This is a genomic window from Streptomyces sp. NPDC050610 (genome assembly GCF_040654875.1).
Taxonomy (GTDB): domain Bacteria; phylum Actinomycetota; class Actinomycetes; order Streptomycetales; family Streptomycetaceae; genus Streptomyces.
The window spans coordinates 55,765-75,382 of the sequence record NZ_JBFAIV010000033.1 but is presented as its reverse complement, the minus strand read 5'-3'; the positions used below and the strand labels follow the sequence as shown (position 1 = coordinate 75,382).

Sequence of the window (19,618 nt, the reverse complement as noted above, 5' to 3'; positions counted from 1 at the left end):
CCCCGCGGCGCGCGGCAGGGCCCATGAACGCGAGCGGCCGCGAAAGCAGGTCTCCCGATGACCCAGAGCCACATATCCGCCACCCCGGACAGCAGCCCGCAACCCGACCCCCGCCGCTGGTGGGGGCTGGTGATCATCGCATTGGCGCAGCTCATGGTGGTGCTCGACGCCACCATCGTGAACATCGCGCTCCCCTCCGCACAGCGCGACCTGAACATGTCCGACGGCAACCGGCAGTGGGTGATCACCGCCTACACCCTCGCCTTCGGCGGCCTGCTGCTCCTCGGCGGGCGCGTAGCGGACCTCGTCGGCCGCAAGCGCACGTTCCTGATCGGCCTCATCGGGTTCGCCGCCGCCTCGGCGCTCGGCGGCGCGGCGTCCAGCCAGGGCATGCTGTTCCTCGCCCGCGCCCTTCAGGGCGCCTTCGGAGCCCTCCTGGCCCCCTCCGCCCTCTCCCTGCTCACCACGACCTTCACGGACGTCAAGGAGCGCAGCAAGGCGTTCGGCATCTACGGAGCCATCGCGGGCGGCGGCGCCGCGATCGGGCTGATCGCGGGCGGCCTGCTCACCGAGTACCTCGACTGGCGCTGGTGCCTGTACGTCAACATCCCCATCGCCCTCGTCGCCTTCCTCGGCGCCGTCGTGCTGCTCCACGACCGCCCCGGCCACGGCAACGTACGCCTCGACGTCCCCGGCGCGATCCTCGGCTGCGGCGGCCTCGTCGCCATCGTCTACGGGTGCAGCGAGGCCGAACCACGCGGCTGGAACGACGCGCTCGTGCTCGGCCTGCTGATCGGCGGCCTCGTACTGCTCGCCGTCTTCGCCTGGTGGCAGTCGCGCGCGCCGAGCCCCCTGCTGCCGCTGCACATCGTCCGCGACCGCAACCGCGCCGGGGCCTTCCTGACCATGGGGCTCGCCGTCATCGCCATGTTCGGCATGTTCCTGTTCATGACCTACTACTTGCAGGTCGTGCTCGGCTACTCGCCCGTCAAGACCGGCATGGCGTTCCTGCCGATGACCGTCGCCATCATCATCGGCTCCACCCAGATCTCCGCGCGGCTGCTGCACCACCTGCCGCCGCGCGTCCTGATGACCCCCGGCGCCGTACTGGCCGCGGTCGGCCTCTTCCTGCTGACCTTCCTGACCGCCGAACCGGCCTACGTCACCCACGTCCTGCCCGCCGAACTCCTCGTCGGCCTCGGCATGGGCCTGATCTTCATGCCCGTCATGGCCACCGCCACCAGCGGCGTCGCCCCGCAGGACTCCGGCGTGACCTCGGCGACCGTCAACACCGCCCAGCAGGTGGGCGGTTCCATCGGCACCGCCCTCCTCAACACCATCGCCACCTCCGCCTCCTCCACGTACATCGCCTCCCACCTCAAGGAGGCGGCGGCGCGTACGGGCGGGGCGCCGACCCCGGCCGTCAAGGGGGCCGTGATCAAGGACGGCGTCGTCCACGGCTTCACCATCGCCATCGGCTGGGGCGCCGGGATCATGCTCCTCGCCGCCGTGGTCGCCGGGACCATGGTGACGGCACGGGCGCCAAAGAACGCCGCCCCCGAGGACGAGCCCGCCCCGGCGGACGCCCCCGCTCCGTAAGCGGGGGCCCGGCCTCGGCCGGTACGGGCGCGAGCGATACGACCGCCCTCAGATGTACGGGCGCGAGCGGTACGGCCGTCAGGCCACCACCCGCATCTCCCGCGCCGTGTTGTTCAGCCGCCGGCCGCCCGACTCCGTGCACACCACGATGTCCTCGACCCGCACCCCGAACCGGCCCGGCAGATAGATCCCCGGCTCGATCGAGAAGCACATCCCCGGCACCAGCGGCAGGTGCTCGCCCTCGACCATGTACGGCGGCTCGTGCGTGGTCACGCCGATGCCGTGCCCGGTGCGGTGGATGAAGTACTCCCCGTACCCCGCCTCCTTGATCACCTGCCGCGCGACCCGGTCGATCTCCTGGCAGGCCACTCCGGGCCGTACCGCCTCGAACCCCGCCTGCTGCGCCTCCCGCACGATGTCGTGCACCTTGCGCTCCTCCGGGGTCGGCTCGCCGACATGGACCGTACGGGTCGTGTCCGAGCCGTAGCCGTCCTTCAGGCCGCCGAAGTCGAGTACGACCATGTCGCCGTCCTCGATGACCCGTTCGCCCGCCTCGTGGTGCGGGTTGGCGCCGTTCGGGCCCGAGCCGACGACGGTGAAGTCCACCTGGCTGTGCCCGTTGCGCAGCAGCGACGCGGCGAGGTCCGCGGCGATCTCGCTCTCCCGCCGGCCCGCGAACCGCACCTGCGCGATCTCCTCGAACGTGGCGTCCGCCGCCGCGCCCGCCGCCGCGAGCCGCTCCACCTCGTGCGCGTCCTTGACCGCCCGGAGCATCGGCAGCACCTCGGTGAAGGCCGAGTACCCCGAGTCCGGGAACGTCCGCTGGAGCCCCAGCAGATGCAGCGCCCAGGCGTTGTCCGAGACGCCGTAGCGCCCCTTGACCTCCCCGAGCAGCGCGCCCACGGCACGGTACGGGTCCTCGCCGTCCGTCCAGCCGCTGATCCGCACCGCACCGGCCCCGGTCGCGAGTTCCGCGTCGGGCCGCTCCAGCGTCGGCACCAGCATCCGAGGCTCGCGCCCGGGCGCCAGCAGCAGCGCGGTGAGCCGCTCGGTCTCGGCGGTCGGCCGGTAACCGCAGAGCCAGCTGAGATCGGGCCCCGGCGTCACCACCAGCCCGGCGAGCCCGGCGTCGGCCGCGGCCCGGGAGGCCCGTTCCATGCGGGCCGCGTAGTCCTCGGAGGTGATGGGGGCGGGGTGTGACGGCGGCACGGAGGATGAGGTCATGGGGCGAGCGTAAACCGGCAGCCCGGGCCGGTCACGGTTTCACCAGAGGGGCGACACGGCGACGGCCCCCCGGTCGCACCGGAGGGCCGTCGTCCGCGCGGCTGCGCGCGTTCGGTGGGCCGCCTGTCGGAATCGAACCGACGACCACCTGTTTACAAGACAGGAGCTCTGCCAACTGAGCTAAGGCGGCATCGCGCACGTATGCCCGTACGCGAAAGCGGCACCACTCTACACAGAGCCCGGTTCGCCCAGCCACGCCAAGGTCAGGGGCCCACCGCAAGAATTTCGTGACCGTTCATCTACTGACAAGCGGGTGGCCTGCGGGTAGCGTCACGCCCAGTCCCGTCAATTGGACTGGACCACTCCTTTTACTCGGATCGTCCGGCACGTTCCTGCCGGTGAAGGGACCACACCACCATGGCTACGGTCACGTACGACAAGGCCACCCGGGTCTACCCGGGTACCGAGAAGCCCGCCGTCGACCAGCTGGAGATCTCCATCGAGGACGGCGAGTTCCTCGTCCTCGTCGGGCCGTCCGGCTGCGGGAAGTCCACGTCGCTGCGGATGCTCGCGGGGCTGGAGGACGTCAACGGCGGGTCCATCCGGATCGGCGACCGGGACGTCACGCATCTGCCGCCGAAGGACCGGGACATCGCCATGGTGTTCCAGAACTACGCGCTCTACCCGCACATGACGGTCGCCGACAACATGGGCTTCGCGCTCAAGATCGCGGGCGTCAACAAGAGCGAGATCCGGCAGAAGGTCGAGGACGCCGCGAAGATCCTCGACCTCACCGAGTACCTGGGCCGCAAGCCCAAGGCGCTCTCCGGCGGTCAGCGGCAGCGCGTCGCGATGGGCCGCGCGATCGTGCGCGAGCCGCAGGTCTTCCTCATGGACGAGCCGCTGTCGAACCTCGACGCCAAGCTCCGCGTGCAGACCCGCACCCAGATCGCCGGCCTCCAGCGCCGCCTGGGCATCACCACCGTGTACGTCACGCACGACCAGGTCGAGGCCATGACCATGGGCGACCGGGTCGCGGTGCTCAAGGACGGCCTCCTCCAGCAGGTCGACTCGCCGCGCAATATGTACGACCGTCCGAACAACCTCTTCGTCGCGGGCTTCATCGGCTCCCCCGCCATGAACCTCGTCGAGGTGCCGATCACCGACGGCGGCGTGAAGTTCGGCAACAGCGTGGTCCCGGTCTCCCGCGAGGCGCTCTCCGCAGCCGCCGACAAGGGCGACCGCACGGTCACCGTCGGCGTGCGACCCGAGCACTTCGACCTCGTCGACGGCGAGAGCGGCGGCGAGGGCGCGGCCAAGTCCCTGTCGAAGGAGGCCAAGGACGCCCCGGCCGGTCTCCCCGTCACCGTGAACGTCGTCGAGGAGCTCGGCGCCGACGGGTACGTCTACGGCACCGCCGAGGTCGGCAGCGAGGAGAAGAAGGACCTCGTGGTCCGCGTCAACGGGCGGCGGGTGCCCGAGAAGGGCGCGGTGCTGCGCGTCGTGCCGCGCCCGGGCGAGCTGCACGTCTTCTCGACCTCCACCGGCGAGCGCCTCACCGACTGATCCGCCGGGCCCATCGCCCCCTGGGCCCACGGGTCCCACAGGCCCGCCGAGCCCACCGGGCCGCCGGCCCACCACCGCGCTCATCCGGCCGACGCCGTGTCTCCGCACCCCGGAGGCACGGCGTCGGCGCATGTTTGCCGCACGGCCGGTAAATACCCGTACACAACGCCCCTTTTCGCCCCCTTGCGTCAACTTGAGAACCGCACTCGCGCGCCACTCCATCGCTCGACCGAGTGACTAAATGTCGCCAAATCATCACTCCTCGCTACGATCTGCCGCATGCAGCGTCCAGCTCACCACGCGAGGAAGTCCCCCATGAACCACGCAGCGCGCCACATCGGCAGAACTCTCGCCTTCGTCCTCCCGGTCGTCCTCGTCCTCTCCGGGACCCTCGCGGTCACCCGCGTGCCGTGGGCGGCGCCCTCCGACTCCCAGGTTCTCGCCGCCTCCTCCGGGACCGCCTCCTCCTCCCAGCCCAAGGCCCGCGCCCCGCACGAGGTGCTGCGCGACCGGCTGCTGACCGAGCTCCAGGAGAAGGACCCGGGCGTCGCGCTCACCCACCTCCAGGAGGCGACCGAGAAGCGCCCCTCGCTGGCCGGGCACTGCATGGAGATCGCCCGGGCGCTCGGCAAGGCCGCCGTCGCGAAGTACGGCTCGGTGCGGCAGGCGCACGCCTACTCCCGGCCCGTGTGCGACACGTCCTTCGCCACCGGCGTCATCCACGCCACCTGAGAGCCGCACCCGACCGCACCGCACGGCGCGGCCGCACCGCCCCATATGGTGCGGAGCATGACAGGCACGCACGCGTACCCCGTACAAGCCGTCGTCCTGGCCGGAGGCCAGGGCTCGCGGCTGCGCCCGTACACCGACGACCGCCCCAAGCCGATGGTCGAGATTCCCGGCACCGGGACTCCGATCATCGGCCATCAGCTCGCCTGGCTGGCCGCCGAGGGCGTCACGGACGCCGTGGTCTCCTGCGGCCACCTCGCCGAGGTGCTCCAGGAGTGGCTCGCCTCCGCCGATCTGCCGCTGCGGGTGCGGACCGTCGTCGAGACGGAGCCGCTGGGGCGCGGCGGCGGCCTGAAGTACGCGGCCGCCTCCCTGCCGCACCCCGACCGCCCCTGGTACGCCACCAACGGCGACATCTGGACCCGCTTCTCGCTGCGCGAGATGGCCGCCTTCCACGCCGAGCGTGACGCGACGGCCACCCTGGCCCTGGCCCGGCCCCGGATTCCCTGGGGGGCCGTGGAGACCGACGAGTTCGGTCACGTACTGGACTTCATCGAGTCGCCGCCGTCCCCGTACCTGATCAACGCGGGCGTCTACGTCTTCGCGGCGGACTTCGCGTCGCTGCTGCCCGAGCGCGGCGACCACGAGCGCACGACGTTCCCGAGGCTGGCGCGGCAGCGCCGGCTGGCGGGGTACCCGCTGCCCAACGGCGCGTACTGGCGGGCCATCGACACGGCGAAGGACCTCACCGAGGCCGCCAAGGAGCTGGGCACGCAGTCCCGTTGAAGGCCGGCCCCCGGACGCGCCGCGGCGCCCCCCTCAGCGAGTGGGGCGCCGCGCTCGTAGCCGGAGGTCCGCCGTCAGCCCAGCAGGCCGCCCAGCGAGCCCGTGTGGCTTCCGGAGGTGGACCCGGGGGACTTGGGGGCCGTGCCGCCGCCCGTGGAGCCGCCCGAGCCGCTTCCGCTGCCGCCGCCGCTGCTGCCGCCCGCCGGCGAGCCGGAGGAGGTGTGCGGGGGCGCGGCGGGCGCCGCGGGCCGGTTCGGGGTGTGCGGGGCCGGCTGCTGCACGCCGCCCTGCGTCTGGCTGGGCTGCTGTCCGGGGCCGCCGGTGTGCCCGGGCTGGTGGGCCGTGCCGGGCGCCTTCGAGGCGGCCGGGGACGGCTTGGTGTGCCGCTTGGCGCCGGGCGCGGCCGGCTTGCCGCTGCCGGCGCCCGCGCTGGGCCCGTGCGTACCGGGGTGGGTGCGCTTGCCGGGGTGCTGCGGGAGCGGCGAGCCCGGGAGGTGGTTGGCGGGCGGGTCGCTGGGGCCGGGCACGTTCGCGGTGTCGGAGGAGCGTACGGCGCCTCCGAGCAGCGAGCCGACCAGCAGGGTGACGCCCGTGACGAAGGCGGCCATGGTCCCGCCGCGGCGCAGGACGCGCTTGCGGAGGTCCCACAGTTCGGAGCGCGGGCCGAGCCTGCGCCACGCCTCGCCCGCCAGCCGGCCGTCGAGGGAGTAGACGGGGGCGCCCGCGATGATCAGGGGGCTCCATGCGGCGAGGTAGATGATGTCGGGCGCGTCGTAGGCGGGTACGGTCCGCCAGCTGACGGTGAGCAGCAGGGCCGCGGAGAGCAGGGCGCCGACGGAGGCCGCGAGCCGCTGCCAGAGGCCGAGGACGGTGAGGACGCCGACGGTCACCTGGAGGAACGCGACGGTGAGTCCGGCGCCGACGGGGTGGGCGAGGGCGAAGTCGCGCAGGGGCGAGGCGACGGCCCAGGGGTGCAGGGAGTCGAGCCAGGTGACCATGGAGCCGCGGCGGCCGCCGTCGAAGTAGACGGGGTCGCAGAGCTTGCCCATGCCGGCGTAGACGGAGATGAGGCCGAGGAAGACGCGCAGGGGGAGCAGGACGACGCCGAGGTTCATGCGGCGCCCGGGGTAGTAGGCGTGCCGTACGTCGTCGGCGCGCTGCGGGCGCGCGGTCGCCTCGTCGTCGAACTCGTCCGGCCCGTAGGGCTCTTCGTCGTACGCGCCCCGGGCGGGCCGTACGCCGTGCAGGAGTTCGCGCGGAGGGTCGGAGGCGGGCGGGTGTTCGACGGGGCCGCGCGGTCCGACGACGGTGTTCCGGGTGGGCGGCCCGTCGTCGATGCGGACGCGGGGCAGCACCTGGGTCGAGCCGGCGTCGGCGGGGGCCTCGCCGCGCGGGGCGTCGACGGCGGTCGCGAGGCCGGAGTGGCGTACGGCTTGCAGGAGTTCGGTGGCGGCGGGGTCGCCGGGCGCGGTCCGTCCGCTCCACACGACGGGGGCGCGGCGGCGGGCCGGGCCGGCGGCGACGGGGATCTTCGCCGTGTCGGCCAGGCCGGCGAACTGCCGGGCGGCGCGCGGGGGTCGGGCGAGCTGTACGCGGAAGCTCAGGTGGTTGACGATGACTTGCGCCGGGTCGCTCGGGACCTTCACCGTGCTCAGCGCGGGCTGATCGTCGTATCCCGGCGAGCTTCCCCCCGTGGGGCGGGGTGTTCTGGTGTCCACACTCATCTAACCGAGTGATGGGTGTTTAGGACACTGCTTGACCGCGCCGAACTGTCCGAGACCCGTCAAGGCGGCCGGGCCCGGCACGGGGCCGCGGCCCCGTGTCCGGGAGGCGCCCCGGCCCCGCCCGCCCCCGGCACGGGGCGGGACGGAGCGGCGCGCGGCGGATCAGGCGCGCTGCCTGGCCGCCTCGTAGAGCACGACGCCCGCGGCGACCCCCGCGTTGAGGGACTCCGCGCCGCCGGGCATGGGGATGCGGACGCGCAGGTCGCAGGTCTCGCCGACGAGGCGGGACAGGCCCTTGCCCTCGCTGCCGATGACGATCACGACGGGGCCGTCGAACGCCTGGACGTCGCCGAGCTCGGTGTCGCCCTCGCCCGCGAGGCCCACGACCGTGAGCCCGGCCTTCTGGTACGCCTCCAGTACGCGCGTCATGTTGGCGGCGCGCGCCACGGGCGTACGGGCGGCGGTGCCCGCCGAGGTCTTCCAGGCGCCGGCGGACATGCCGGCCGCGCGGCGCTCGGGGACGACGACGCCGTGGCCGCCGAAGGCGGAGACGGAGCGGACGATCGCGCCGAGGTTGCGGGGGTCGGTGATCCCGTCGAGCACGACGATGAGCGGGTCCTCGCCGGCGTCGAAGGCGGCGGCGGTGAGGTCGTCCGGGTGCGCGTAGTCGTACGGCGGGACCTGGAGGACGACGCCCTGGTGGTTGAGGCCGTTCGTCATCCGGTCGAGCTCGGGGCGGGGCGCCTCCATGAGGTTCATGCCGCGCTCGGTGGCGAGCTGGATGGCCTCGCGCACGCGCTCGTCGCTGTCGATGTACTGCTGGACGTAGAGCGTGTTGGCGGGCACGCCCTCGCGCAGCGCCTCGGCGACCGGGTTGCGGCCGACGACGAGCTCGTTGGTCCCCTTGGGGCCGCCGCGGCGCGGTGCGGGGCGCTTGGCCTCGTGCCGCGCCTTGGCGGTGGCGACGCGGTTCTTCTTGTGTCCCTTACGGGCGGAGGCGGGCGGAGTGGGGCCCTTGCCTTCGAGGGCCTTGCGCCGGTTGCCGCCACTGCCGACCTGCATGCCCTTCTTGTTGGACGTGCGGCGGTTTCTGCGTTGGCTGTTCCCGGCCATGGGTCACCTGTCTCTTCACTGCTGTGAGCCGCCCGGGACGGCTCGGAAAACGTACGTACGAAAAGTGTCGCTCAGGAGAGCGACCAGCGCGGGCCGGAGGGTGTGTCCTCGATCGCGAGGCCGGACTGCTGGAGCTGGTCGCGGATCGCGTCGGCCGTGCCGTAGTCCTTGCGGGCGCGGGCCGCCTGCCGCTGCTCCAGTACGAGCCTGACCAGCGAGTCCACCACGCCGTGCAGGTCCTCGCCGCGCCCGGTCGCACCGCCGGACCAGTGCTCGTCGAGCGGGTCGAGGCCCAGCACGCGGAGCATGGCCCGTACCTCGGCGAGGCGGGCGACGGCGGTCTCCTTGTCGTCGGCGGTCAGCGCGGAGTTGCCCTGGCGGACGGTGGTGTGCACGATCGCGAGCGCCTGCGGGACGCCGAGGTCGTCGTCCATCGCCTCGGCGAAGGCGAGCGGGACCTCGTCGGCGGGCTCGACGGTCTTGCCCGCCTTCTCGCAGACCCGCTGCACGAATCCCTCGATCCGCGCGAACGCGGACTCGGCCTCGCGCAGCGCCTCCTCGCTGTACTCGATCATCGACCGGTAGTGCGGGGTGCCCAGGTAGTAGCGGAGCACGATGGGGCGCCAGCGCTTGACCATGTCGGCGACGAGCACCGAATTGCCGAGCGATTTGGACATCTTCTCGCCGCTCATGGTGACCCAGCCGTTGTGGGCCCAGTAACTGGCGAAGGCGTCGCCGTACCCCTTGGCCTGGGCGATCTCGTTCTCGTGGTGCGGGAAGATCAGGTCGATGCCGCCGCCGTGGATGTCGAACGCCTCGCCCAGGTACTTGTGGGCCATGGCGGAGCACTCCAGGTGCCAGCCGGGCCGGCCGCGCCCCCAGGGCGTGTCCCAGCTGGGCTCGCCGGGCTTGACGGCCTTCCACATGGCGAAGTCGCGCGGGTCGCGCTTGCCGGTCTCGCCCTCGCCCGCGGGCTGGCGCAGGTCGTCGAGGTCCTGGTTGGACAGGGCGAGGTAGTCGGGGTACGAGCGCACGTCGAAGTAGACGTTGCCGTCGGCGGCGTAGGCGTGGCCGCGCTCGATGAGGCCGCGCATCATCTCGATCATCTCGGGGATGTGCCCGGTCGCGCGCGGCTCGTAGGTCGGCCGCAGGCAGCCGAGCACGTCGTACGCGGCGTTGAAGGCGCACTCGTTGCGGTACCCGATGGCCCACCACGGCTCGCCGTACTCGGCCGCCTTCTTGATGATCTTGTCGTCGATGTCGGTGACGTTGCGCACGAATGTCACGTCGTAACCGCGGTAAACGAACCAGCGGCGCATGATGTCGAAGTTGAGTCCGGATCGAATGTGCCCGATATGCGGTGCGGCCTGCACGGTCGCGCCACAGAGGTAGATCGAGACACAGCCCGGCGACAGCGGGATGAAATCACGGATCTGCCGGGCGCTGGTGTCGTACAGGCGAATGCTCACGCAATAAGGGTAGTGCGCCGGGGGCAGTGCCTCACCCGCCATCCGCTTTGCCCTCTATTTGCGTTTTGCATCTATATGAGAAGCATCCATGGTAGCTTCCCCGGCACGCCTCGCCTTCCCGGTGGGGCTCCGGGGAAACCAGGAGCAGGAACCAGGAGGAGCGTTGCACTCCACACTGCCCGTACAGCAGGAGGCGCCGACCACCGCACCGGTCGCACCCGCGGCACCTGGTGGGCAGCGCGGCAGACGGCTGGCCGCCCTCGACGGCCTGCGGCTGTTCGCGGCGCTGATGGTGGTCGCGTACCACTACATCGCATTCGACAGCGGCGCCTGGCCCAAATCCTCGAAGACGCTCTTTCCCACCGCCTATCTGCCGGCCTCCTACGGCTGGCTGGGCGTCGAGCTCTTCTTCGTCATCAGCGGTTTCGTCATCTGCATGAGCTGCTGGGGAAAGAGCCTCGGGCAGTTCGCCCTCTCGCGGATCACCCGGCTCTACCCCGCGTACTGGTTCGCGGTGGCGCTCGTCTCGCTCGTCGTCTTCATCTGGCCGGTGGTCAACGAAGCTCCCTCATGGGGTAACGCGGCCGTCAACCTGACGATGTTCCAGGACCCCCTCGGGGTGACACCGGTCGACGGCGTGTACTGGACGCTCTGGGTGGAGATGCGGTTCTACCTGCTCTTCGCGATCGTCGCCTGGCGCGGGCTCACGTACAAGCGGGCCGTGGCGTTCTGCCTGCTGTGGGCCATCGCGGCGATCGTCGCCAAGGCCGTCGACAACAGCGTGCTCAACCAGCTGCTGCTGCCGGAGGACTGCTGGTACTTCATCGCGGGCATCGCCTTCTATCTGATGCACCGTTTCCGGCCGAATCTGGTGCTGTGGACCATCGTCGGCGGCTGCTTCCTGATCGGCCAGCACTACCTGCTCCAGGCGCAGGCGCGGGCCGAGGAGCACGTGGGGCACCAGGTCCCGAGCTGGCCGACCGTGGCGATCCTCGCGCTGTTCTTCCTGCTGGTCGCGGCCGTGGCGCTGGGCTGGACCCGGCGGATCAACTGGCGGTGGCTGTCCACAGCGGGCGTGCTGACCTATCCGCTCTACCTCGTCCACGAGCGCATCGGCTGGGTGGTCATCGAGCACTTGGCGGGCCATGTGCCGCACTACGTGCTGCTGCCCGGGCTGGTCGTGGGGATGCTCGGCTTCGCGTGGCTGGTGCACCGCTTCGTGGAGCGCCCGCTGGCCCGCCTGCTCAAGCGCGGGATGCAGCGGGCGGTCACGGAGATCAGGGCCGGCTAGCCCGCGGCCGGGCGGGCGCGCCGCTCCGAGGAGCGGCCGCTCACAGGTGCTCGACCGTCTTCTCCGGGGTGATCCGTACGACCACGCGCTCCGCGTCCTGGACCGAGCCGGGGTTGAAGTCGGCGTAGGCGCGGCCGGTGTACTTCCGCGACAGCTCGTCGATCAGCCCGCCGGTGTCCGTGGAGACCGTGGCGGTGCCGCGGACCTCGGCGTAGGTGTACGGGGCGTCGGCCGGGTTGACCAGCACGGTCACCCGGGGGTCGCGGCGCAGGTTCTTCTCCTTGCGGCGGCCGACCGTGGTGGAGAACAGCAGGTCGTCGCCGTCCCGCTTGATCCATACGACCGACAGCTGCGGGCTGCCATCGGGCTGGACGGTCGCGACGGTCGCGAAGACCGGGCCGTCCACGAGGTTCTTGAGCGTGTCGGAGAGTGCGGCTGCCATGACGGTGACCCTTCGCTGCGCTGTCGGACTCGGGCTGCCGGATATGACCGGGGCGTTCGATCCGTACCCAACGCCCCGTCAGCCACCCGCATTCCCGCACCCGCCGTCCCCCATACGGGGGCCGGGGCGCAGCTCTCAGACCCTGACGAGCAGGGCGGTCGCGACGGCCGCGAGGCCCTCCGCCCGGCCGGTCAGGCCCAGCCCGTCCGACGTCGTGCCGGAGACCGAGACGGGCGCGCCGGCCGCCTCGGAGAGCGCCTTCTGGGCCTCGTCACGCCGCTTGCCGATCTTCGGGCGTACGCCGATCACCTGGATCGCGACGTTGCCGATCTCGAACCCGGCGGCCCGTACGATCCGGGCGGCCTCGGCCAGCAGGACGACGCCGGCGGCCCCGGACCACTCGGGCCGGTCCGTGCCGAAGTGGGCGCCGAGGTCGCCGACGCCGGCGGCGGAGAACAGCGCGTCGCACGCGGCGTGCGCGGCGACGTCGCCGTCGGAGTGGCCCGCGAGGCCGTGCGTCTCGTCCGCCCAGAGCAGGCCCGCGCACCACAGCTCGCGGCCCTCCTCGAAGGCGTGCACATCGGTGCCGATGCCGACGAGCGGCAGCGGCGGGCGTGCGGACGGGCCGGGGTCAGAAGCCATCGTTGGCCCTCCTGCGGGCGAGTACGGCCTCGGCCAGGACCAGGTCCAGCGGCCGGGTCACCTTGAACGCCTCCTCGTGGCCGGTTACGAGCACGACCGGGACGCCGCGCCGCTCGACCATTCCGGCGTCGTCCGTGGCGCCGTCGCCCTCCAGGGCGACGCTCTCGTGCGCCTCCGCGAGCGTGGCGCGGTCGAAGCCCTGCGGGGTCTGCACGGCGCGCAGCCGGGCCCGCTCGGGCGTGCCGACGACCGGCTCGGGCTCGCCGGCCGGGCGCGACTCGACCTCCTTGACGGTGTCCGTGACCGGCAGGGCGGGCACGACCGCGGGGGCCCCGGCCCGTACGGCGGCGGCCACGGCGTCCACCGTGTCGACGGGGACGAGCGGGCGGGCCGCGTCGTGGACGAGGACGACGGTGATGTCGGCGGGGAGCGCCGCGAGGCCGAGCCGCACGGACTCCTGGCGGGTGTCGCCGCCCGGGACGACGAGCACGTCGGTGCGGTCCGCGAGCGGGTACTCGTCGAGGAGGTTGCGCACCTCGGCGGCCCCGTCGGCGGGGGCGACCACGACGACGAGGGAGACGGCGCGGGAGGCGGCCATCGCCCGTACGGCGTGGATCAGCATGGGAGTGCCGTTCAGCGCGCGGAGCGCCTTGGGGGCGCCCGGCCCGAGGCGGACGCCGCGGCCGGCCGCCGGGATGACCGCGGCGGTGCGTACGGGCGTACGAGCGGTCGCCGCTCGGACGGCCGTGCGGTCGGGCGTGGTGCCGGGAACGCTCTCGGGAGCGCTGTCGGAGTTCGCGTTGGCGTTCAGGTTTGCTTCCTCGGCCGAGTTGGGTATGGCCACAGCGTGCCGGGCGCGAAGCCCCGATCAGCCCCTTCCGTGACAGCTGGTCGAGCCAGCCGCCCGGGCCCGGCACGCCAAGTACGGCGGGCGGTGCACCAAGCGCAGAGATGCCGCAGCGCCCGGCGATTGACTTCCGTCATTCACACGGGCACCGCGGCACCACTGCCTCTGAGAGCACTTGCCTTACGTCCAGCTGTCATGCGACGAGCGTGGCGTCAGGACGCGAGGACCTCGTCGAGCAGGGCCTCGGCCTTGTCTTCGTTGGTGTTCTCCGCGAGGGCGAGCTCGCTCACCAGGATCTGGCGGGCCTTGGCGAGCATTCGCTTCTCACCTGCGGAGAGTCCGCGCTCGCGCTCACGGCGCCACAGGTCGCGGACGACCTCGGCGACCTTGATCACGTCGCCTGACGCGAGCTTCTCCAGGTTTGCCTTGTAGCGACGGGACCAGTTCGTCGGCTCTTCCGCATACGGTGCGCGGAGCACCTCGAAGACCCGGTCGAGCCCGTCCTGGCCGACTACATCGCGCACGCCGACGAACTCCGCATTGTCCGCTGGCACGCGAACCGTAAGGTCACCCTGGGCAACCTTCAGCACCAAGTAGGTCTTGTCCACGCCTTTGATCTGGCGAGTTTCGATGGCCTCGATCAGCGCGGCCCCGTGATGGGGATAGACCACGGTGTCGCCAACCTTGAACGTCATGTGACAGGTACCCCTTCCGTGGCTATCCAGTCTAACACGGGAACAAGCGGTTCTGAATGGCGTTTTCGCAGGTCAGGGCATATCTCAGGGCTTGACAACAACGCCCGGAACGTGCTGCGACAGGGGTGCGGAAGCAGGTATTCGCAGGTGGGAGCGGCTGTCCGGGCAGGGAGAAACAGGCACGTTACACACTCTTGGGGCAGTGCCGGAGAGGGTCTACGTCCCGGTTTGCCGGAGTCCGTGTGGTGGAGTTCCGCTACTCCGTTCGGGCCCTCTCCGGGTTCGGCGCGACCCGATTCGCTAATTGATCACAAGAACGCGATCACTCCGTTGATCAATTCCGGGGCCTTCCCGGATGCTTCGCGGAAGCTCCACGCATTCCTTACCGATAATTTGCCCGGCCGGCCGCGCGCGCCATTTCCTCGGGCGCCCAAGATCGGCTCGCGAAGGGCGGCCCGTTCACCGGACTCGGGGCCGCTTCGCTGACGGCCTGTCGACCAAGGGGCGGGTCGGGTGCGGCGGCCGTCCGGCGGCTCGGTAACCTGAGGCCGCTGACACACCCTTAGGGCGGCTTTACACCCGTGTACCGCCGTCCACGCCGTCCATCCGCGACCGGGCAGACCGTTCGGCCGCCGTAGCTCGTCTAGGAGATGCCGCCGCCGTGAGCAGCAGCCTTCGACGCGGCGCCCTCGCCGCCACCGCCCTCGTGCTCTCGATCGCACCGCTCTCCGCGTGCGCGGCGGGTACGAGTCCCCAGACCCTTGAGGTCAAGCCGGACAACGCCGCCGTCACGGTCGGCGACATCAAGGTCCAGAACGTGAACGTGATCACCCAGCCGGACCAGGACACCAAGGGCCCGGCCGTCATCACCGGTCACGTCTTCAACAACAGCCGCGACAAGCAGACGCTGCGCGGCATCACGCTGGCCGGCAAGAGCGTGCCCGTGAAGCTCTCCCCCGCCAAGGGCGGCGGCCCGCTCGTCGTGCCCGCGCACGGCTCCGTACAGCTCGGCGGCGAGGGCAACGCCTCCGCGGTGCTGTCGAGCGGCCGCGAGGGGCTGCGGGACGGGGACCAGCAGCAGCTCGTCTTCGACTTCAGCTCGACGGGCGACGTGCGCGTGGGCGCGTTCATCGTCCCGGCGACGAGCTACTTCCAAAAGTGGGGGCCCAGCGAGATGCCCTCGCCGTCCCAGACGGGCGCGGGGAAGCCGGGCTCCACCCCGACCGGCAACCCCACGGGCAAGCCCGGCGGGAAGAACACGGTCACCCCGACGAACGGTGCGACGTCGGGCGGCCACGGCGCGGAGAACGACAAGCAGGGCGGCGACACCGGTCAGCAGAACTCCGGGGAGCAGAACGCCGGACACTGAACGAGCGCCCCGTGAAGGGGCCCGCGACGCCGCCGCCCGCCGCCCCTCTCGGGGCCGGCGGGCGGCGGCGTGTCGGTGCCTCTGCGGTCCGTACGGGCCGGTCTACGGCTCGAACTTGTAGCCCAGGCCGCGGACGGTCACCAGATAGCGGGGCGCGCCCGGGTCGGGCTCGATCTTGGCGCGCAGCCGCTTCACGTGCACGTCCAGGGTCTTGGTGTCGCCCACGTAGTCGGCGCCCCACACGCGGTCGATGAGCTGCATACGGGTCAGCACCCGGCCCGCGTTGCGGAGCAGCATCTCCAGCAGGTCGAACTCCTTGAGCGGCAGGTCCACCTTGCCGCCGGAGACGGTGACGACGTGGCGGTCCACGTCCATCCGTACGGGACCGGCCTCCAGGGCTGCCGGGGTGACCTCCTCCGGTTCGCCGCGCCGCCGCAGGACGGCCCGGATGCGGGCGACCAGCTCGCGGGAGGAGAAGGGCTTGGTCACATAGTCGTCGGCTCCTATTTCCAGCCCGACGACCTTGTCGATCTCGCTGTCCTTGGCGGTCACCATGATGACCGGGACGTTGGACCGGCCGCGCAGCTGGCGGCACACCTCCGTACCGGGCAGCCCCGGCAGCATCAGATCGAGCAGCACCAGATCGGCGCCGTTACGTTCGAACTCGTCCAGCCCATCGGGTCCGGTGGCCGCGATCGCGACCTCGAAACCCTCCTTTCGTAGCATGTACGACAACGCGTCGCTGAACGATTCCTCGTCCTCGACAACGAGCACTCGGGTCACGGAAGGACCTCCGGGGCAGGCAGATGTTCGGTGGTGAAGGTCTCGTACGGGCGGTCCTCGTCGTCGAGGTCGCCCCCGGACCGGCCGGGCGGCTCGGTCCGTGCGTTCGATGAGCGGTCCCGGCCGCGGGCGGTGCCCGCCTCCGGGAGCCGCAGGGTGAAGGTGGAGCCCTGGCCTTCGGAGCTCCACACCGTGACCTCCCCGCCGTGCGAGGCGGCCACATGCTTGACGATGGCGAGGCCGAGGCCGGTCCCGCCGGTGGCGCGCGAACGCGCCGGGTCCACTCGGTAGAAACGCTCGAAGACGCGCTCACGGTCCTTCTCGGAGATGCCGATGCCCTGGTCGGTGACGGCTATCTCGATGAGCGCGCCGCCGGGGGCGGCGATGCGGCGGGCGGCGATGCCCACGCGGGTACGGGCCGGACTGTAGTTGACCGCGTTCTCGACGAGGTTGCCGAGGGCGGCGGCGAGCTGGCCGCGGTTGCCCCAGACGTGCAGGTCGGCGGTGCCGCCGGCGGCCATGGTGATCTGCTTGGTGCCGGCCTGGTGGCGGCACCGGTCGATGGCCTCCGCGACCAGCTCGTCGACCCGGACCGGCTCGGCGTCCTCCAGCGGGTCGTCGTTCTGCACGCGGGAGAGGTCGATCAGCTCCTGGACCAGGTTGGTGAGCCGGGTCGCCTCGATCTGCATGCGCCCGGCGAAGCGGGTGACGGCCTCCGGGTCGTCGGAGGCGTCCATGACGGCCTCCGAGAGCAGGGAGAGCGCGCCCACAGGGGTCTTGAGCTCATGGCTGACGTTGGCGACGAAGTCCCGGCGCACGGCTTCTATGCGGCGGGCCTCGGTGAGGTCCTCGACGAGCAGCAGCACCAGCCGGGAGCCCAGCGGAGCCACTCTGGCCGACACCGCGAGGGCGTCGCCCCGGCCCGTACCGCGCCGGGGGAGGTCCAGCTCGACCTGGCGTATCTCGCCGTCGCGGCGGGTGTCACGGGCCATCTGGAGCATGGGCTCCACGGCCAGCTTCCCGCCGCGCACCAGCCCGAGGGCGTACGCCGCGGAGCTGGCCTTGACCACGGCGTCGCCCTCGTCGAGCACCACCGCCGAGGAGCGCAGCACGGAGAGCACGGTGTCCACGCCGGGCGGCAGGACGGCGTCCGTGTGCAGGGAGCTGCGGGTCGGGCGGGCCTGGTCGCGCTCGCTCCAGCGGAACGCCAGCATGGCGATCACACCGGTGCACAGCCCGGCGATCGCTGCCGCTGCGGCGACGGCCGCGTCCACGTTCATGGCTCCAGGTTATGCGGGGGGTGCGACAGGTCCACAGCCAAATGGGTGCCGCCTCGAACACTCGTCTCCCAGAGTTCACCTTCACGACAGTGCCGGTTCACTCCGGGGGCCGGATCCGGACGCGTTGCGGATCGAACGTGGGAGCGTGGGGCCACAGCACCCCGGGAACCGCCACCGTCGCTCCGCCGGGCTCCGTCCGGTACGGACGGCCGATGGAAAGCCGCTGAAGCCGGCGAAAGAGGAAGAAGGTCACGGAATGCGGGACGCGTACCACGAGGAGCTGGATTCGATAGGCGAGGGCCTCGTCGAAATGGCCCGGCTCGTCGGCTCCGCGATCGGGCGCGCCACCACGGCGATCCTGGACGCGGACCTCAAGCTCGCCGAGTCCGTCATCGCGGCGGACGAGAAGGTCGACGACCTCCAGCGGGACCTGGAGGCACGGGCCATCGCGCTCCTGGCCCGCCAGCAGCCGGTCGCCACCGACCTGCGGATCGTCGTCACCTCACTGCGCATGAGCGCCGACCTGGAGCGCTCCGGCGACCTGGCGCAGCACGTCGCCAAGCTCGCCCGGCTCCGCTTCCCGGAACGGGCCGTGCCGCACGATCTGCACGCCACCATCCTGGAGATGGGCCAGCTCGCGCAGCGGCTCATGGCCAAGGCCGCCGAGGTCATCATCACCAAGGACGTCGACCTGGCGCTCCAGCTGGAGCAGGACGACGACGCCATGGACCTGCTGCACCGCGCGCTCTTCCAGCACCTGATGGACGACCGCTGGCAGCACGGCATCGAGACGGCCGTGGACGTGACGCTGCTGGGCCGCTATTACGAGCGGTTCGCGGACCACGCGGTGTCGGTGGCCAAGCGCGTGGTCTACCTGGTCACGGGCGAGCACGCGGACGAACTGGCGGCGCAGACCAACCCGGTGGGAGGTGCCGGGCCCATAGAAGGGCACTGAGCCCCCTCGGCCCGGCCGCCGCCTGCCGCGACGGTCGTCCCTGTCGGTCCCTGTCGATCCCTGTCGGCGCCTGTGCGGGAAAGTGCTTCCGCGCGCCGTTCACGCGCCCGCCGATGCGGGCATTGACTGAAGACAGGCAGCGGACCACCTCCGAGGAGGTACTACATGGCCGGCACTCCTTGTCCGATAGTCAACGTAGCCAGCGATCCGACGTCACCACCCATGCTCAGCGGCTGCCAGTGCGGCCCAGGCTGCTCATGCGGCTGCCAGTCGGGCGGCGCATGCCAGTGCGGCGGCGGCTGCGGCTGAGTCACGTACAGCCCGTACCACCGTGTGGGGCCCCGGCCGGTCGGCCGGGGCCCCACATGCGCGTTCCGCCATATCGGAACGCCCGGCGGACGGATCGGGTGAGCTACGCGCTGATCGGCAGTGCCCGTGCACGCTCGCGTGCCGCGGTTCGCAGTTCCTTCAAGCGGCCGTGGAACGCGTTGTGGCGGTTCTGGTCGAGGTTCAGCGGGACGTCGAGCCGGGAGATGAGCTGTGACTCCAAGGTCCACGGTTCGCCCTGCTCGATCCAGCACACCCGGGCGTTGTCCGCCATCCACCGGCTCAGTTCGGCCTCGCCCGCCTTGCCGAAGGTCAGCCGCTTGCCGCTGCCCACGCGGCGCAGTTCGATGCCGAGCAGGCACCCGAGAGTGAGCCGCAGGGTCGAGCCGGCCGCGTTGCCGCGGTAGTGGTAGCGCACCCGCTTGCGCAGGTTCTGGGTGCTGGTGCGGTTCGCCATGTGCCGCGGGGCGATCCCGACATAGAGCAGGCGCCCGGCGTCGAGGTCCGCGTGCGGCGGCTGCTCGAAGTGCCAGCCGTAGACCCCCGGCACGGCCGGTACGGGACTCGGGCGCGTCAGAACCTCGTGCGCCGACCACAGCCGGTCGGGGCTGACGAGAACAGCGGCTTCCACGAGTCCTCCAGACGCGCCACGGCTGACTGCCTCAACGTTCGTACCACCGGGGGGCCAGCGTATTCGGTGTTCAGCAACGGTGGGTTCATGGACCTGTCCGTACGGTCGTCACCGGCCGCCTCTGGTCAGTCTTGAGCGACCTCGAA

18 protein-coding genes and 1 tRNA gene are annotated in these 19,618 nt (G+C 71.6%); 7 read left to right on the top strand and 12 right to left on the bottom strand.

Annotated elements, in window-relative coordinates; all coding sequences use genetic code 11:
• The first annotated feature begins 57 nt into the window (after positions 1–57).
• Complete coding sequence (locus AB0I22_RS31530; RefSeq protein WP_363134382.1) at positions 58–1,599, top strand: MFS transporter; 1,542 nt, start codon at positions 58–60, stop codon at positions 1,597–1,599.
• A 78-nt stretch (positions 1,600–1,677) separates the two neighbouring features.
• On the opposite strand, the gene AB0I22_RS31525 is transcribed toward AB0I22_RS31530, so the two are convergent.
• The gene (locus AB0I22_RS31525) at positions 1,678–2,823 is read right to left on the bottom strand and encodes an aminopeptidase P family protein (protein WP_363134381.1); all 1,146 of its coding nucleotides are present in this window, start codon (positions 2,821–2,823) and stop codon (positions 1,678–1,680) included.
• Positions 2,824–2,940: 117 nt separating this feature from the next.
• Positions 2,941–3,013: transfer RNA gene (locus tag AB0I22_RS31520), tRNA-Thr, on the bottom strand.
• 227 nt (positions 3,014–3,240) lie between these two features.
• Here AB0I22_RS31520 and ugpC point away from each other — a divergent pair.
• From ugpC to AB0I22_RS31505, 3 genes are all read left to right on the top strand, one after another.
• Positions 3,241–4,389 carry a sn-glycerol-3-phosphate ABC transporter ATP-binding protein UgpC gene (gene ugpC, locus AB0I22_RS31515; protein WP_363134380.1) on the top strand — a complete coding sequence of 383 codons (1,149 nt, stop codon included), beginning with the start codon at positions 3,241–3,243 and terminating at the stop codon, positions 4,387–4,389.
• A gap of 315 nt (positions 4,390–4,704) precedes the next feature.
• The gene (locus tag AB0I22_RS31510; RefSeq protein ID WP_363134379.1) at positions 4,705–5,121 is read left to right on the top strand and encodes a hypothetical protein; all 417 of its coding nucleotides are present in this window, start codon (positions 4,705–4,707) and stop codon (positions 5,119–5,121) included.
• A gap of 57 nt (positions 5,122–5,178) precedes the next feature.
• A complete protein-coding gene (locus AB0I22_RS31505) occupies positions 5,179–5,904 on the top strand; it encodes a nucleotidyltransferase family protein (RefSeq protein ID WP_363134378.1) in 726 nt (241 codons plus the stop codon).
• Positions 5,905–5,978: 74 nt separating this feature from the next.
• On the opposite strand, the gene AB0I22_RS31500 is transcribed toward AB0I22_RS31505, so the two are convergent.
• From AB0I22_RS31500 to cysS, 3 genes are all read right to left on the bottom strand, one after another.
• A complete protein-coding gene (locus tag AB0I22_RS31500) occupies positions 5,979–7,628 on the bottom strand; it encodes a DoxX family membrane protein (protein ID WP_363134377.1) in 1,650 nt (549 codons plus the stop codon).
• Between the two features lie 162 nt (positions 7,629–7,790).
• Positions 7,791–8,741 carry a 23S rRNA (guanosine(2251)-2'-O)-methyltransferase RlmB gene (rlmB, locus tag AB0I22_RS31495; protein WP_363134376.1) on the bottom strand — a complete coding sequence of 317 codons (951 nt, stop codon included), beginning with the start codon at positions 8,739–8,741 and terminating at the stop codon, positions 7,791–7,793.
• A gap of 71 nt (positions 8,742–8,812) precedes the next feature.
• Positions 8,813–10,210, bottom strand: coding sequence for a cysteine--tRNA ligase (cysS, locus tag AB0I22_RS31490; protein WP_363134375.1), 1,398 nt, complete (start codon positions 10,208–10,210; stop codon positions 8,813–8,815).
• A 163-nt stretch (positions 10,211–10,373) separates the two neighbouring features.
• Here cysS and AB0I22_RS31485 point away from each other — a divergent pair, with 163 nt between their 5' ends.
• Positions 10,374–11,501 carry an acyltransferase gene (locus tag AB0I22_RS31485; RefSeq protein ID WP_363134374.1) on the top strand — a complete coding sequence of 376 codons (1,128 nt, stop codon included), beginning with the start codon at positions 10,374–10,376 and terminating at the stop codon, positions 11,499–11,501.
• A 40-nt stretch (positions 11,502–11,541) separates the two neighbouring features.
• Here AB0I22_RS31485 and AB0I22_RS31480 read toward each other — a convergent pair whose 3' ends face one another.
• The 4 genes from AB0I22_RS31480 to AB0I22_RS31465 form a co-directional block, all read right to left on the bottom strand.
• Positions 11,542–11,943 carry a PPOX class F420-dependent oxidoreductase gene (locus tag AB0I22_RS31480; RefSeq protein ID WP_363134373.1) on the bottom strand — a complete coding sequence of 134 codons (402 nt, stop codon included), beginning with the start codon at positions 11,941–11,943 and terminating at the stop codon, positions 11,542–11,544.
• 135 nt (positions 11,944–12,078) lie between these two features.
• The gene (ispF, locus tag AB0I22_RS31475) at positions 12,079–12,585 is read right to left on the bottom strand and encodes a 2-C-methyl-D-erythritol 2,4-cyclodiphosphate synthase (RefSeq protein WP_363134372.1); all 507 of its coding nucleotides are present in this window, start codon (positions 12,583–12,585) and stop codon (positions 12,079–12,081) included.
• Positions 12,575–13,282 (bottom strand): 2-C-methyl-D-erythritol 4-phosphate cytidylyltransferase, encoded by a 708-nt coding sequence (gene ispD / locus AB0I22_RS31470; protein WP_363134405.1) that lies wholly within the window; start codon positions 13,280–13,282, stop codon positions 12,575–12,577. Before ispD ends, ispF begins: the two co-directional genes overlap by 11 nt.
• Positions 13,283–13,644: 362 nt before the next feature.
• A complete protein-coding gene (locus AB0I22_RS31465) occupies positions 13,645–14,127 on the bottom strand; it encodes a CarD family transcriptional regulator (protein WP_003953493.1) in 483 nt (160 codons plus the stop codon).
• 661 nt (positions 14,128–14,788) lie between these two features.
• On the opposite strand from AB0I22_RS31465, the gene AB0I22_RS31460 reads away from it, so the two are divergent.
• Positions 14,789–15,496 (top strand): DUF461 domain-containing protein, encoded by a 708-nt coding sequence (locus AB0I22_RS31460; protein WP_363134371.1) that lies wholly within the window; start codon positions 14,789–14,791, stop codon positions 15,494–15,496.
• A gap of 102 nt (positions 15,497–15,598) precedes the next feature.
• On the opposite strand, the gene AB0I22_RS31455 is transcribed toward AB0I22_RS31460, so the two are convergent.
• Together AB0I22_RS31455 and AB0I22_RS31450 are read right to left on the bottom strand one after the other, a co-directional pair.
• Complete coding sequence (locus tag AB0I22_RS31455; RefSeq protein ID WP_030009598.1) at positions 15,599–16,279, bottom strand: response regulator transcription factor; 681 nt, start codon at positions 16,277–16,279, stop codon at positions 15,599–15,601.
• A complete protein-coding gene (locus AB0I22_RS31450) occupies positions 16,276–17,559 on the bottom strand; it encodes an ATP-binding protein (RefSeq protein ID WP_363134370.1) in 1,284 nt (427 codons plus the stop codon). Before AB0I22_RS31450 ends, AB0I22_RS31455 begins: the two co-directional genes overlap by 4 nt.
• A gap of 256 nt (positions 17,560–17,815) precedes the next feature.
• Here AB0I22_RS31450 and phoU point away from each other — a divergent pair, with 256 nt between their 5' ends.
• On the top strand, positions 17,816–18,514 hold the full coding sequence (gene phoU / locus AB0I22_RS31445; protein WP_363134369.1) for a phosphate signaling complex protein PhoU: 699 nt from the start codon (positions 17,816–17,818) through the stop codon (positions 18,512–18,514).
• Positions 18,515–18,926: 412 nt separating this feature from the next.
• Here phoU and AB0I22_RS31440 read toward each other — a convergent pair whose 3' ends face one another.
• On the bottom strand, positions 18,927–19,472 hold the full coding sequence (locus tag AB0I22_RS31440) for a GIY-YIG nuclease family protein (RefSeq protein WP_363134368.1): 546 nt from the start codon (positions 19,470–19,472) through the stop codon (positions 18,927–18,929).
• Positions 19,473–19,618 lie beyond the last annotated feature (146 nt).

Bases quoted from the DNA above. Each gene is read 5' to 3' on its own strand.
- AB0I22_RS31480 (WP_363134373.1), bottom strand. From the start codon at position 11,943: ATGGCAGCCGCACTCTCCGACACGCTCAAGAACCTCGTGGACGGCCCG.
- AB0I22_RS31530 (WP_363134382.1), top strand. From the start codon at position 58: ATGACCCAGAGCCACATATCCGCCACCCCGGACAGCAGCCCGCAACCC.
- ugpC (WP_363134380.1), top strand. From the start codon at position 3,241: ATGGCTACGGTCACGTACGACAAGGCCACCCGGGTCTACCCGGGTACC.
- rlmB (WP_363134376.1), bottom strand. From the start codon at position 8,741: ATGGCCGGGAACAGCCAACGCAGAAACCGCCGCACGTCCAACAAGAAG.
- AB0I22_RS31465 (WP_003953493.1), bottom strand. From the start codon at position 14,127: ATGACGTTCAAGGTTGGCGACACCGTGGTCTATCCCCATCACGGGGCC.
- ispF (WP_363134372.1), bottom strand. From the start codon at position 12,585: ATGGCTTCTGACCCCGGCCCGTCCGCACGCCCGCCGCTGCCGCTCGTC.
- AB0I22_RS31525 (WP_363134381.1), bottom strand. From the start codon at position 2,823: ATGACCTCATCCTCCGTGCCGCCGTCACACCCCGCCCCCATCACCTCC.
- AB0I22_RS31450 (WP_363134370.1), bottom strand. From the start codon at position 17,559: ATGAACGTGGACGCGGCCGTCGCCGCAGCGGCAGCGATCGCCGGGCTG.
- AB0I22_RS31505 (WP_363134378.1), top strand. From the start codon at position 5,179: ATGACAGGCACGCACGCGTACCCCGTACAAGCCGTCGTCCTGGCCGGA.
- AB0I22_RS31510 (WP_363134379.1), top strand. From the start codon at position 4,705: ATGAACCACGCAGCGCGCCACATCGGCAGAACTCTCGCCTTCGTCCTC.
- AB0I22_RS31500 (WP_363134377.1), bottom strand. From the start codon at position 7,628: ATGAGTGTGGACACCAGAACACCCCGCCCCACGGGGGGAAGCTCGCCG.
- phoU (WP_363134369.1), top strand. From the start codon at position 17,816: ATGCGGGACGCGTACCACGAGGAGCTGGATTCGATAGGCGAGGGCCTC.